Origin of the sequence: Peribacillus sp. NPDC076916 (assembly GCF_050269675.1) — a bacterium.
GTDB classification, from domain to species: domain Bacteria; phylum Bacillota; class Bacilli; order Bacillales; family DSM-1321; genus Peribacillus; species Peribacillus aracenensis.
Map to the genome: position 1 here is coordinate 589,476 of NZ_JBNNIU010000003.1, position 11,628 is coordinate 601,103.

The 11,628-nt window shown below is 43.5% G+C and carries 14 protein-coding genes; 8 read left to right on the forward strand and 6 right to left on the reverse strand.

The window, feature by feature from the left end; all coding sequences use genetic code 11:
* Positions 1 to 132: 132 nt before the first annotated feature.
* Positions 133 to 975: an EcsC family protein gene (locus tag ACQKFG_RS12440; RefSeq protein ID WP_260285419.1), complete on the forward strand. Its 843-nt coding sequence runs from the start codon at positions 133 to 135 to the stop codon at positions 973 to 975.
* Positions 972 to 1,484 carry a MogA/MoaB family molybdenum cofactor biosynthesis protein gene (locus ACQKFG_RS12445; protein ID WP_427559299.1) on the forward strand — a complete coding sequence of 171 codons (513 nt, stop codon included), beginning with the start codon at positions 972 to 974 and terminating at the stop codon, positions 1,482 to 1,484. Before ACQKFG_RS12440 ends, ACQKFG_RS12445 begins: the two co-directional genes overlap by 4 nt.
* 59 nt (positions 1,485 to 1,543) lie before the next feature.
* Here ACQKFG_RS12445 and ACQKFG_RS12450 read toward each other — a convergent pair whose 3' ends face one another.
* Positions 1,544 to 1,858: a hypothetical protein gene (locus tag ACQKFG_RS12450; RefSeq protein WP_076364723.1), complete on the reverse strand. Its 315-nt coding sequence runs from the start codon at positions 1,856 to 1,858 to the stop codon at positions 1,544 to 1,546.
* A gap of 212 nt (positions 1,859 to 2,070) precedes the next feature.
* Between ACQKFG_RS12450 and ACQKFG_RS12455 the strand changes: the two genes are divergently transcribed.
* Both ACQKFG_RS12455 and argH read left to right on the forward strand, forming a co-directional pair.
* Positions 2,071 to 3,276: an argininosuccinate synthase gene (locus tag ACQKFG_RS12455; protein ID WP_192206055.1), complete on the forward strand. Its 1,206-nt coding sequence runs from the start codon at positions 2,071 to 2,073 to the stop codon at positions 3,274 to 3,276.
* Positions 3,273 to 4,652 (forward strand): argininosuccinate lyase, encoded by a 1,380-nt coding sequence (argH, locus tag ACQKFG_RS12460; RefSeq protein ID WP_192206054.1) that lies wholly within the window; start codon positions 3,273 to 3,275, stop codon positions 4,650 to 4,652. The genes ACQKFG_RS12455 and argH overlap by 4 nt, the downstream gene beginning before the upstream one ends.
* A 56-nt stretch (positions 4,653 to 4,708) precedes the next feature.
* Here argH and ACQKFG_RS12465 read toward each other — a convergent pair whose 3' ends face one another.
* Both ACQKFG_RS12465 and ACQKFG_RS12470 read right to left on the reverse strand, forming a co-directional pair.
* A complete protein-coding gene (locus tag ACQKFG_RS12465) occupies positions 4,709 to 5,143 on the reverse strand; it encodes a universal stress protein (protein WP_192207994.1) in 435 nt (144 codons plus the stop codon).
* Positions 5,144 to 5,596: 453 nt separating this feature from the next.
* The gene (locus ACQKFG_RS12470; RefSeq protein WP_192206053.1) at positions 5,597 to 6,694 is read right to left on the reverse strand and encodes a M24 family metallopeptidase; all 1,098 of its coding nucleotides are present in this window, start codon (positions 6,692 to 6,694) and stop codon (positions 5,597 to 5,599) included.
* 119 nt (positions 6,695 to 6,813) lie between these two features.
* Between ACQKFG_RS12470 and ACQKFG_RS12475 the strand changes: the two genes are divergently transcribed.
* The 3 genes from ACQKFG_RS12475 to ACQKFG_RS12485 all read left to right on the forward strand — a co-directional run bounded on the left by ACQKFG_RS12475 (position 6,814) and on the right by ACQKFG_RS12485 (position 9,300).
* A complete protein-coding gene (locus ACQKFG_RS12475) occupies positions 6,814 to 7,494 on the forward strand; it encodes a metal-dependent hydrolase (protein ID WP_427559304.1) in 681 nt (226 codons plus the stop codon).
* A 190-nt stretch (positions 7,495 to 7,684) separates the two neighbouring features.
* Positions 7,685 to 7,909 (forward strand): hypothetical protein, encoded by a 225-nt coding sequence (locus ACQKFG_RS12480; RefSeq protein WP_098369970.1) that lies wholly within the window; start codon positions 7,685 to 7,687, stop codon positions 7,907 to 7,909.
* Positions 7,910 to 7,980: 71 nt separating this feature from the next.
* Complete coding sequence (locus ACQKFG_RS12485; RefSeq protein WP_137018167.1) at positions 7,981 to 9,300, forward strand: DRTGG domain-containing protein; 1,320 nt, start codon at positions 7,981 to 7,983, stop codon at positions 9,298 to 9,300.
* Positions 9,301 to 9,327: 27 nt separating this feature from the next.
* Here the strand turns inward: ACQKFG_RS12485 and ACQKFG_RS12490 are convergent, their stop codons facing one another.
* Positions 9,328 to 9,630, reverse strand: a complete 303-nt coding sequence (locus ACQKFG_RS12490) for a YtpI family protein (RefSeq protein ID WP_192206051.1) — start codon at positions 9,628 to 9,630, stop codon at positions 9,328 to 9,330.
* Positions 9,631 to 9,798: 168 nt separating this feature from the next.
* Between ACQKFG_RS12490 and ACQKFG_RS12495 the strand changes: the two genes are divergently transcribed.
* Positions 9,799 to 10,737, forward strand: a complete 939-nt coding sequence (locus ACQKFG_RS12495) for a DHH family phosphoesterase (protein ID WP_192206050.1) — start codon at positions 9,799 to 9,801, stop codon at positions 10,735 to 10,737.
* Between the two features lie 55 nt (positions 10,738 to 10,792).
* Here ACQKFG_RS12495 and ytrI read toward each other — a convergent pair whose 3' ends face one another.
* Together ytrI and ACQKFG_RS12505 are read right to left on the reverse strand one after the other, a co-directional pair.
* A complete protein-coding gene (ytrI, locus tag ACQKFG_RS12500; RefSeq protein ID WP_427559309.1) occupies positions 10,793 to 11,296 on the reverse strand; it encodes a sporulation membrane protein YtrI in 504 nt (167 codons plus the stop codon).
* The gene (locus tag ACQKFG_RS12505; RefSeq protein WP_377391937.1) at positions 11,293 to 11,628 is read right to left on the reverse strand and encodes a YtrH family sporulation protein; all 336 of its coding nucleotides are present in this window, start codon (positions 11,626 to 11,628) and stop codon (positions 11,293 to 11,295) included. The genes ytrI and ACQKFG_RS12505 overlap by 4 nt, the downstream gene beginning before the upstream one ends.

Sequence of the window (11,628 nt, forward strand, 5' to 3'; positions counted from 1 at the left end):
TTCGCTTGGTTTTATGTCCATGCAATCCAAACCTTGAACGCTGGATGGCCATCATCTATTCTCTAAAAAAGCTTCCCTCTATGTTATACTTAAGGGAGAATCCACCAATTCTGTACATAGGAGGCTTGATGCATGGAATTCACGAATCGGGAAATGAAACTTTTGGATGAAATTAGTGAATGGCAGGAAAAACTTTATCAATATGAGCCAACGGATCTGGCTGCATTGTATGATAAATGGTTGGAGCAGGGGTTTGCCCTGCTTCCGGAAAACGTCCAACAACAGTTTTTTGACAAGCTTGATACTTGGCTTTTTCATTTGCATGCCATGGTTCAGAGCTCACAAGTTCAAATAGATGCAAGAGAGCGGATTTTAGCATCTGCGCGCGTGTTTAATGAAGAAATCGAAACGCTGAGCGATTTGAAACACTTACCGATCGATCAGTTGAATTACATAGCCAATCAGCATATCGCTAAGCATCGCTTATATTCATTTGCACAAGGCGGGATGAGCGGATCTGGAGGCCTGCTTCTGCTAGGGAGCGATATTCCGGCCATGACGGTCATCAATGTCAGGACCGTACAGCTGATTGCGATGTCTTATGGTGTTGAGGTGAATACACCGTTTGAAATGATGCTGGCCCTTAAGGTATTCAATGCAGGAGCGATGCCAAAGAGGCTCCAAGGAATAGCTTGGGAAGAATTGATCCGCGAGGTCCAGACTGCAGAAGATGATTATTTTTATTTAGGAATCGAAGAACTGACAAACCCCACCTGGATGGAGCAGCCGCTGAAGCAGCTGTTGAAAGCATTGGCCATTACTGTTTTCCGAAAAAAACTGGTCCGGGGCATACCGTTCATCAGCATGGCCATAGGTGCTGGGTCCAATTATCAAATGACCCGGAATGTCAGTGAATTTGCCCAAAAGTTCTATCAATATCGTTATTTACTGGAGAAGAAGGCTGATGAAGAATGAGTGTCAAGAATCATAAAAAAGCCATCACGGAGGCAGTTCGCTGCATGGTGATGACCGTCAGCGATACGCGAAATGAAGAAACGGATAAAAGCGGAGCACTGATGATGGAATTGCTGAAGTCGAATGGGCATGAAGTGACGGATTATGTAATCGTTAAAGATGAACGGAAAGCGATTCAGGATGCGGTCACTTCAGGTAGCCAAAGCAGCACGGTCGATGTCATATTAACAAATGGAGGCACTGGCATCGCCAATAGGGATGTGACGATCGAGGCGGTCAAAGAGTTGATGACCAAGGAAATTCCCGGTTTTGGCGAGATTTTTCGAATGCTCAGCTATCAAGAGGATATCGGTTCCGCCGCCATCCTATCCAGGGCGATTGCCGGAGTCGTGAACAACAAAGCGGTTTTTTCCACACCAGGCTCTTCAGGGGCGGTTAGGCTCGCAATGAATAAATTGATTCTCCCGGAATTGGGACATGTCGTTGGTGAACTTCGCAAGGATTTATAAGAGGGATGCAAAAAAAAGCCACAGTTTTAAACTGTGGCTTTTTTTGCATGGAATAGGCCTTAATTATGCATCTTTTCAGTCACGCCTTGATTGGCTCGATACCATAGCCATAAATCATTGATGATGGAAGCAAGTTCCGCAATTTCGGAATTGAGCTGGCATGATTTGGCGAAATTACTCTCATCGGAGAGCCGAAACTGCTTTCGGTTAATGGTGGATTCCAGTTCCTTGATGCGGTCCGGGATGCTTCCCCGGATATTCTCCCAATGTACGAGTATTTGCTGTTGCTCGCCTTTTGTATATTCATCCCACTCCAGATTCAAATCGGGAATGGAGATGCCAAGCCGTTCATCATAGATAAATAGTTCTTTCATATGCCCTCCGCTTTTCGATTTATCATACTCCTAGTTTACTATATTCTCGCGGAAGCATCCAATGTGTAAATTCACTGAAAATATTAGCGGATTATTTAGCAAAATCTTTAAAATACCCCTTGTATTCCTTTAATAAAGATGATAAAGTACTATCATAGATTGAATAAAAATAACAAACGATGAATTTTTATTCACACGAAAGGACGATGGAAATGAAAAATCAAAAAGTTGTTTTAGCATATTCCGGAGGTTTGGATACTTCCGTTGCAATTAAATGGTTACAAGATCAAGGGTACGAAGTTGTGGCATGCTGCTTGGATGTCGGTGAAGGGAAAGATTTGGATTTCATTAAAGAAAAAGCGATCACTGTCGGTGCTGTAAGTTCTTATGTCATTGATGCGAAGGATGAATTCGCTGATGAATTCGCATTGACGGCTCTTCAGGCACATACTTTGTATGAAGGGAAATATCCATTGGTATCAGCTTTATCACGTCCGCTGATCGCGAAGAAATTAGTGGAAGTGGCTGAAGCGGAAAACGCGGTAGCCGTTGCGCACGGTTGTACGGGAAAAGGAAATGACCAAGTGCGTTTCGAAGTATCCATCTCCGCCTTGAACCCTAATTTGCAAGTTCTTGCACCTGTTCGTGACTGGAAATGGTCTCGTGAAGAGGAGATTGAATATGCAGCGAAAAATGGCATTCCCGTTCCGATTGGCATGGCGAGTCCATTCTCGATTGACCAAAACCTTTGGGGAAGAAGTAACGAATGCGGAATCCTGGAAGATCCATGGGCAGCTCCGCCGGAAGATGCATATGATTTGACTGCAAGCCTTGAATGTACGCCAGATACTGCTGATATCATTGAAATTGGTTTTGAGCAAGGTGTGCCGGTTACATTGAATGATAAAAACTATAAACTGGCTGACCTGATCGTCGAGTTGAATCAAATTGCCGGCAAACACGGAGTTGGACGTATCGATCACGTTGAAAATAGATTAGTAGGAATCAAATCGCGTGAAGTCTATGAAGCTCCTGGTGCAATGACATTGATAGCTGCACACAAAGAACTTGAAGATATCACGCTTGTAAAAGAATTGGCTCACTTCAAACCGGTGATCGAGAAGAAAATGACTGAATTGATTTATGAAGGACTTTGGTTCTCTCCGCTTCAAAAAGCTTTGGCTGCATTCCTGAAAGAAACACAAGTGAATGTAACGGGTACGGTCCGTGTGAAACTATTCAAAGGTCATGCGATTGTTGAAGGAAGAAAATCCGAGTACTCCCTATATGACGAAAAATTGGCTACTTATACAAAAGCGGACGAGTTCGATCATGATGCAGCAGTTGGATTCATCAAGTTATGGGGACTTCCAACGAAAGTGAACAGCATGGTCAATAACAAGAAGGTGACAGTGTGAGCAGCAAGCTTTGGGGAGGAAGATTCACGAAATCTGCCGAAGAATGGGTAGATGAATTTGGTGCTTCCATTTCCTTTGACCAGGAACTTGTCCTTGAAGATATTCAAGGCAGTTTAGCTCATGTAACCATGTTAAAGAAATGCAGCATTTTACCTGAAGAAGATGCGGATCAGATCATTGCGGGTCTGAAAAGTTTACAGGGAAAAGCTGAGAAGGGTGAATTGACTTTTAAGGTTGAGATGGAAGATATCCATCTTAACCTGGAAAGTATGCTAATAAGCGAAATCGGTCCAGTTGGCGGAAAGCTTCATACAGGAAGAAGCCGTAATGACCAAGTTGCAACCGACCTTCATCTGTATATGCGGAACCAAACGAAAGTGATTCTGGAACTCATCAATGATTTGCAAATGGCGATTTTGGGACAAGCCAAGAAAAATGTGGAAACACTAATTCCAGGTTATACACATTTGCAGCGTGCACAGCCCATTTCATTTGCCCATCACTTAATGGCTTATTTTTGGATGCTTGAGCGTGATAAGCAACGCTTCACCGAGAGTTTCAAAAGGATCAATATTTCTCCATTGGGTGCCGGGGCATTAGCTGGGACGACCTTCCCGATTGACCGTGCCCTCAGTGCGGAGCTATTGGGGTTTGAGGGAATTTACGAAAACAGCCTTGATGCGGTGAGTGATCGTGATTTTGCCATTGAATTCATGAGCAACAGTGCAACAATGATGATGCATTTATCCCGTTTCAGCGAAGAAATCATTCTCTGGTCAAGCCAGGAATTCCAATTCATTGAATTGGATGATGCGTTTTCCACGGGAAGCAGCATCATGCCGCAAAAGAAAAACCCTGATATGGCGGAATTGATCCGTGGTAAAACAGGACGGGTTTATGGGAACCTAACGGGGTTATTGACTGTTTTGAAAGGACTGCCTCTTGCTTATAACAAAGATATGCAAGAAGATAAAGAAGGCGTTTTTGATACGGTTAAGACCATTGTTGGTTCACTTAAAATATTTGCCGGCATGATTTCAACGTTGAAAGTGAAAACGGACGTAATGGAAAAAGCAACAAAAAATGACTTCTCGAATGCCACGGAATTAGCTGATTACCTAGCTTCAAAGGGTATGCCTTTCCGTAAAGCGCACGAAGTGGTCGGGAAGCTTGTATTGTTCTGTGTCCAGAATGGCTGCTATTTAGTGGACTTAAGCATGGAACAATTCCAGGAAGCTTCCGAGTTGTTTGAACAGGATATTTATGATGCATTAAATCCTTATGAAGCAGTTAAACGTCGGAACAGTGCGGGCGGTACAGGTTTTGCCCAAGTCTTGCTGGCGATTGAAAAAGCGGAAAAACTAGTAAGTGAATAATAGGAAAAAGCTCGTTCACCAATTTGGCGAACGAGCTTTTTATATCATTTCTTTTATCAATTCGTACGCACGACCATTACATCACAGTTGGAATGGCGAACGATTCCTTCCGACACACTGCCGATAAGGAAACGTTCGACTGCGTTAAGGCCCGTTGCACCGCATACAATTAAATCGATCTTATGCTTTTTCGCTAAATCCCTTGGAATTTGAACTTTAGGAGAACCATATGCAACCACTGTTTGGACCTTTGCAATCCCGGAGGCAATGGCATCCGTTTTATACTTGTCCAATAGCTCGTTGGCAAAGGTTTCAGAGTGATCACGGATAGTCATTCCATAAGCTTCGACAGTAGGGAAATTCCTTGTATCCACGATATGTGTTAGCACAAGGGTAGCGTCACTGAGCTTTGCTAAATAGATTGCCTTTTTTAGGGCCCACTCTGCTTCTTCCGAACCGTCCACTGCTACAAGAATATTTTTATAATCTATACTATTCAAGTGAATCTCCTCCTTCTATTATATTCCTATTATACTATGGTTTACCTAATGGGTCTGATTTCAATTGTAACAAATTAGCGAATGTTTTAGCCAATTATCTGGAAATCAAAAAGGGAAAATGATTCTAACCGTATTAAGTGATGTGAAAAATATAATGAAAGATATCAAAGCATGCAAAAGTACGTTTAAATATTATGCATAGTTTAATATTTTTGGGGCCACCATAATAAAAGGGAATAAAAATTAGATTTATAATCATTTCAAGCCTTGTCTTTTCTCTCCTATTATAGTGTGGTTATGTCACGGGTAAGTTAAATGATGATGAAGGAAGAGTATATCCGGTTCGGACCGTTTAGTTGAAATGAATTTTGAACAATAGATACCCCCGTCTTATATGAAGGCGGGCGTATCCGAGTTTCGATCTATTAAAGGGTTAAAACATCTTCACTTTATGATTTGCAGGCTCTTCGGGAATTTGGTCAAAACTTCACAGCCGGTATCGGTGATCAGTAGATCATCTTCAATCCTGACGCCGGCAACATTTGGAACATATATGCCAGGTTCGATGGTATAAACCATTCCGGATTGAAGTTCGAGGGAATTCGTTTCAGTCAAGGATGGGTACTCATGGACGCTGATCCCTAGTCCGTGGCCGAGCCTGTGCGGGAAGAATTCACCGTATCCTTTATTCCTGATGATGTTTCTGGCAGTCAAGTCTATTTCGGAACAGGATACACCAGGTTTACTGGCTGCAACGGCAGCTTCTTGTGCTCTAAGTACAGTTTCATATATTTCTGCCTGTTTATCATTGATATCCCCGTAAGCAACCGTTCTAGTGATGTCAGAGCAGTACCCTTCATGAACGACGCCCAGGTCAAATAGGACAAGGTCGCCGCGCTGAACCTTCGTATTCCCGGGTGTGCCATGTGGGGAAGCGCCATTTTTACCAGTCAGGACCATCGTGGAAAAAGACATTTGGCTGACGCCGGCCTTTTTCAATTCGTATTCTATCGCTGCAAGGATTTCCATTTCCGTTTTACCCTCTTGAATTTCGCTGACGCCCACTTCGATCGCAAAGTCGGCAAGGCGGCATGCTTCACGGATTTTGACCATTTCATCTTCCGATTTGATCATTCGCATCCTTTGAAGTTTCTCTTCTGCGGAAACGAGCTTTGGTGCTCCTAAATATTGTTGGACCTTTTCATAACGTTCTACATTCATATGCTCTTTTTCAATGGCCATTGTATGAATGGTTAACCCGCGATCCTTCACTGCTTGCTTAACTTTTTCCCAAGGATTTTCAATATCGGTGTAACCGATGATATCTCCAGCCCATCCAGCCTGTTTAGCATCCGGGACTTCCATCTGCGGGCAGACAAGGAATGGGTCGGCATTTGCAAAAATGGCAAGTGCTAGCAGTCTTTCATGAGGATCACTATAAAAACCGCTCAAATAGAAGATGCTCTCTGTTGATGTAAGTATAGCGGCTTCAGCCTCATTGGCCTGTAGCCAATTTTGTAGTTCTGTTAAACGTTCATTCATGACGATACCTCCATTAATAAGATATAATTACCTTAGCAATATTTAAAAGTATAGTAAATGGGAAAGGCCTAAGAAAGCTACTTAAAAAAATTAGTGGGTATGGGAAGGGAGCATCTAAAGTGAAAGTATCTTTTCATGGACATGCAGTTGTAAAAGTCGAAACGAATGGTAAAACCATTTTAATCGATCCATTCATTACTGGAAACGAATTAACCGATTTGAAGGTTGAAGATGTGAAACCGGATGTGATCATCTTAACACATGGCCATAATGACCATGTCGGTGATACGGTTGAATTGGCCAAAAGGCATGATGCACTTGTCATCGGCATTGCAGAGATTGCAGACTACCTGGGTGCTCAAGGGGTTAGAACCCACGGGATGAGCATCGGCGGAGCTTTCGAGTTCGATTTTGGAAAAGTGAAACTGACGCCAGCTTTCCATGGAACGGGATTCAATAACGGAGAGGGTCAAATCATTTATTTAGGAATGCCTGCTGGCGTATTCCTTATGATAGAAGGGAAAACGATCTATCATGCAGGGGATACAGCGGTATTTTCCGATATGAAACTGATCGGGGAGCGTCATCCGATTGACTTGGCATTCTTGCCAATCGGCGACAATTACACCATGGGCCCTGAAGATGCGGCACTTGCTGCGAAATTCCTTCAAGCCAAACAAGTCGTGCCGATTCATTACAATACTTTCCCTGTAATCAAACAGGATCCTGACAAATTCATCGACTTGCTTGAAGAGGGAAATGGACTGATCATGGAAGCCGGGGATGAAATAGAACTTTAATAGAAGCGGGAGCCTACAAGGGCTTCCGTTTTTTTTGTGGGGATAGCCGACCGGATTGACTGTTCTCCGTGCTGCATTGCCCTTTACGCAGATGGTTCTTGCAATGGAAAGTAAAGTCTCGTTCTGCAGCCGAGTCTTTTTTCCTTTTACAGGCATAAAATGAATAGATGAAAAAAAAGGGGGGGATTGGATGAAACAGAGATTATTGCTTTGTTTGCTTTTATGCGGTGTGATGCTGTATTATGCCGTGCCGCGTTTGTCGTTGGAAAGTGGCGGTCTGGAGAGTCTGTTTGCAGGATCCTGGCTGTTGTTTGCATTGTTGGCGGTAGCTGGAAACTTGACGGGCATACTATATTCTCCTAAGAAACAAAAGGTAAAACGCAAGCTGGAATACAAAAGGTTGCGCCAATACTAGTAGTTGTTTGATAAACTAGGCTCTTTGACCTTATAATGGAGAATAGGAATACCGTGAAAAGGGTGAAGCGCTTGGCTACAAAGCATGAACAAATATTAAAACATATCGATGGGCTCCCTGTTGGCGAAAAGATTTCCGTCCGTCAAATTGCGAAAGCATTGAATGTTAGTGAAGGTACGGCATACCGGGCAATTAAAGAGGCGGAGAATCAGGGCTACGTGAGCTCGATTGAGCGTGTAGGCACGATCCGCATTGAGAAAAAGAAAAAAGAGAATATTGAAAAGCTCACTTTCGCAGAAGTAGTCAATATTGTTGATGGACAAGTTCTTGGTGGAAAAACGGGACTTCATAAGACATTAAATAAATTTGTCATCGGGGCGATGAAGCTGGATGCCATGATGAGATATACAGGGGCAGGAAACCTGCTGATCGTCGGGAACCGTACACAGGCCCACGAGCACGCGTTAAAAGCAGGTGCAGCAGTGCTGATCACCGGGGGATTCGATACGGAAGAGCCCGTTAAAAGGTTAGCCGATGAATTGGAGATGCCAGTCATCTCAACGAGTTACGATACGTTTACCGTCGCAACGATGATCAATCGGGCGATCTATGACCAATTGATCAAAAAGGAAATCTTGCTGGTGGAGGATATTTTGACACCAGTACAGGAAACGACCTTTTTGACTGTGGGTGACCGGGTTCAGACTTGGCATGAATTGAATCAGGAATCCGGGCATAGCCGTTTCCCTGTTGTCGATGACAATATGAAGGTTCAAGGAATGGTCACATCAAAAGATATCATCGGACAGGAAGAACTGACGCTCATTGATAAGGTGATGACGAAAAACCCGATGACCGTAGGCGATAAAATGAGTGTGGCATCTTCTGCACATATGATGGTTTGGGAAGGGATTGAATTAATCCCGGTCGTGAATGACAGTCATATCCTAAAAGGAATCGTGAGCAGGCAGGATGTGCTGAAGGCACTGCAAATGAGTCAAAGGCAGCCACAGGTAGGCGAAACGATCGACGATACGATCACAAGCCAGCTTGTGATGACTTCGAATCGTGGCAAGGGCGAGGAAGTGTATAACTATGGCGTCACTCCGCAGATGACCAATTACCTTGGGACCATTTCAAGCGGTGTGTTCACGACATTGGTCACCGACTCGGCAAACCGTGCACTTCGAAGCTATAAGCGCGGTGACTTGGTCGTGGAAAACATGACGATCTACTTCATCAAGCCAGTCCAGATCGACAGTACGCTTGAAATCCACCCGCGTGTCCTTGATGTAGGACGTAAATTCGGAAAAGTGGATGTCGAGGTGTTTAACCAAGGCAAACTTGTCGGCAAGGCGATGTTGACTTGCCAATTGCTGGACCGATCATAAAAAATAAAAAGGATAATCGAAATTCGATTATCCTTTTTGATTTGCAGCTTCTTCGATTGCATGCGGCAAATAAAATTTATACATTTTATAGCCGCCCCAAACACTGAATAGGCCAACGAAGATGAAAATGGCAGCAATGATATAAGTGATGGTCGTGTGAAACAGAAAAAGCTGATTGATTCCGAATAGTGCGACAAACGCACCAAGGGCGATGGAAGACTTCCCAGAAATCCACTTTTTCTCCATCGGCATCCTGGTTCGGACCGATTTGATTTTATAAAACAGATAGACCCCTAGTGAAAGAACGATCAAGGTGACAAGAATAGGCATCGTTTGAAATTCCCCCAATTTAACATATGTACCTTTTTATTGTAGCGGGAAATGAAGGAGAATGCCACCGTAAACAAGATGAGTCTTTCTATTTCTCCAATTTTTTGATTAAATGAAATATATCATCTTTATAAGGCTCGATAATACATATGTAAAGGGGAGATCTATATGAAAGCTGAAATATTAGCAGATATAAAGCGTTATGACACTATCATTCTCCATCGTCATGTCCGTCCAGATCCGGACGCTTATGGTTCACAGGGGGGATTGGCGGAAATCCTGAAAGCAACTTTCCCCGAAAAGCGAATTTTTACGGTCGGGAAAGAAGAACCGTCAATGAATTATTTAAGAAGGCTCGATGTGATTCCGGATGAAACATATCAAGGTGCTCTGGTCATCGTTTGCGATACCGCAAATACGGACCGGATTTGTGATGCAAGGTACACGACGGGTGATAAACTGATTAAGATCGATCATCATCCTAATGAAGATCCATATGGGGATATGCGCTGGGTCGATACATCGGCAAGTTCAACAAGTGAAATGATTTATGAATTTTACCAGTTCGGTAAAGAACAGGGCTTGAAGATGAGTGATGAAGCGGCACGCCTTCTATATGCAGGCATTGTTGGCGATACCGGCCGCTTCCTATTCCAGAATACGACTGAAAAGACATTTGCCTATGCAAGTGAATTGATTAACTATTCGTTCTCACGCCCGCAGTTATATCAGGAGATGTATGACGTGGAGGAAAGCATAGTCCGTTTGAATGGCTATGTGCTGCAGCATTTTGAAATCCTTCCATATGGCACAGGGAAAATGATCATCACAAAAGATATACTTGAACGATTCCAGGCTTCTACATCTGAGGCATCTCAGCTCGTTTCCTCGCTCGGTTCGATTAAAAATGTTAAGTCATGGGTCTTTTTCATTGAAGAGGATAAAGAAATCAGAGTCCGTTTCCGTTCTAAAGGACCGATCATCAATACGATTGCCCGTAAATATAACGGAGGAGGCCACCCGCTTGCAGCAGGGGCTTCGATTCATTCTTGGGATGATGTGGATAATATCCTTGCCGACATGGAAGAGTTGAATAAATCGGAATGAAAAAAACTTAAAGACCAAATCGGATATGATTTGGTCTTTAAATATAGTGGCCTGATTAAGAAGTAGTCCTTTTTAGTTTGATTTCAATATTCATTTTCGTATAGAACATGATCTCAACGACTTCAAGTCGATAGCGCTTTTTATTGATGGTCACGATCTTATTTTCTATGGACTTCTTCAAAAGCACCTTTCCGTCATAGACACTGGCGACATCTTTGGCAAGAAGAGAGGAAAGGTCGTCCTCGATCACATCCTCGGCTTCTGCAATACTCAGCCGATCCAGACTGTATTTTTCATTCGTAATGGTTACTTCCACTTCCTGAATCGTCAATATCTCCTCGTTTTTCTGGTTCAATTTTTTATAATCCTGCTCCCAGATTGCGATTTTCCCGTTTAAATCCGTGATCACTTCACTTTGTTCGTGAAGGGTCCGGATCTGCTTCTCCTGCTGGACACCATGCATATAAAAGAAAATCACCCAACTGATCAATCCGCCAAGTGCAGCTCCGGCAAAGAAGCGCTGCCAGGTGGGAGACCGGTGATAGGGGGGAATCCTCATGGTGAAATATGCTCCTGCGTGAACCAGTTTATGATCAGTGCTCCTGTCTGTGCTCCGCCAAGTGCAGATAGGATCAATAGGACCTGCTTGACTATATCCTTCGTTTCCCCGTGGAAAATACCGCGTTCGAAATTATAGACCATATCAAAAGTACCACCGATTGCAGCGACAATCGCCCAAATACGGAGGCTGTCCGACAGCCGGAATACAGTCGTCATCGGGGCTTGTCCAGTAAAAAAAGCGGCGAGGCCCCCGATTATCGATCCGCCAAGCAATACGCCAAGCGATATGAAAAAGCTGTTGATGAAGGCTGGAACAAAGGCTTCATTCAT